At 66.1% G+C, this 271-nt stretch carries 1 protein-coding gene; it reads left to right on the top strand.

Features of this window, described 5'->3' with window-relative positions:
• Positions 1 to 271: HAD family hydrolase (locus R0K30_RS22025; RefSeq protein ID WP_410612977.1), on the top strand; the 271-nt coding region annotated here is incomplete at both ends.

The raw sequence follows: 271 nt of genomic DNA, 5'->3' as shown, positions 1-271 counted from the left end.
TCGCAGTTGCGGTGGAAGCCGCTGCCACGCAAGCCGTCCTGGCCGGTCTGATCGCCCTCAGCGATCCACCTCGCGAGGATGCAGCAAGCCTGATCGCGTCGCTTCGCGATCTGGGGGTACGAACGGTCATGGTAACGGGCGACTCGGCCGCGACGGCGACCGCTATTGCGCGAGACGTCGGACTGCGCCCGGAGCCCGGTCCGCACGGTGATGGATTCAACCGGGCCGCGCTATCGGGTTTCGATGTGTTTGCGCGTGTGATGCCTGAAGA

The organism is Bacillus sp. SIMBA_154 (assembly GCF_046536015.1).
Taxonomy (GTDB): Bacteria; Bacillota; Bacilli; order Bacillales; family Bacillaceae; genus Bacillus; species Bacillus pumilus_P.
Note: the sequence above shows the minus strand (reverse complement) of the source record. Positions and strands in the feature narration are given on the sequence as shown.